The sequence below is a fragment of the Alcanivorax sp. DP30 genome (genome assembly GCF_009882945.1).
In the GTDB taxonomy this organism is placed as follows: domain Bacteria; phylum Pseudomonadota; class Gammaproteobacteria; order Pseudomonadales; family Alcanivoracaceae; genus Alcanivorax.
The window spans coordinates 1-846 of the sequence record NZ_WTUY01000014.1; the positions used below are offsets into that span (position 1 = coordinate 1).

An 846-nucleotide genomic window follows, 5' to 3' on the forward strand; every position below is an offset into this window, starting at 1 on the left:
CGTGGCAAAGGAAAAGTTTGAACGTAATAAACCGCACGTAAACGTAGGCACCATTGGTCACGTTGACCATGGTAAAACCACTCTGACCGCTGCGCTGACTCGCGTATGTGCGGAAGTATGGGGCGGCTCTGCCGTTGCCTTCGACGGTATCGATAACGCTCCGGAAGAGCGCGAGCGTGGTATTACCATTGCGACCTCTCACGTAGAGTACGATTCCCCGACTCGTCACTACGCCCACGTAGACTGCCCCGGTCACGCTGATTATGTGAAAAACATGATCACCGGTGCCGCGCAGATGGACGGCGCGATCCTGGTATGTTCCGCAGCTGACGGCCCCATGCCGCAGACTCGCGAGCACATCCTGCTGTCCCGTCAGGTTGGCGTACCTTACATCGTTGTGTTCCTGAACAAAGCGGACATGGTTGACGATGAAGAGCTGCTCGAGCTGGTAGAAATGGAAATCCGTGAGCTGCTGAGCGACTACGATTTCCCGGGCGACGATACGCCGATCATCAAGGGTTCTGCCCTGAAGGCACTGGAAGGCGACACCAGCGACATCGGCATGCCTGCCGTACAGAAGCTGGTAGAGACCCTGGACGAGTACATCCCGGAGCCGGAGCGTGCCGTAGATCAGCCGTTCCTGATGCCGATCGAAGACGTATTCTCCATCTCTGGTCGCGGTACTGTAGTAACCGGCCGTGTAGAGCGTGGCATCATCAAGGTGGGCGAGGAAATCGAGATCGTCGGTATCCACGACACCACCAAGACCACCTGTACCGGTGTTGAGATGTTCCGCAAGCTGCTGGACGAAGGCCGTGCGGGTGAGAACGTTGGTGTACTGCTGCG

General features: G+C 57.3%; 1 protein-coding gene. It reads left to right on the forward strand.

Annotated elements, in window-relative coordinates; translation table 11 throughout:
* Position 1 precedes the first annotated feature (1 nt).
* Positions 2-846 (forward strand): elongation factor Tu (gene tuf, locus GQF00_RS14835; protein ID WP_161319968.1); only part of this gene is annotated, 845 nt, incomplete at its 3' end.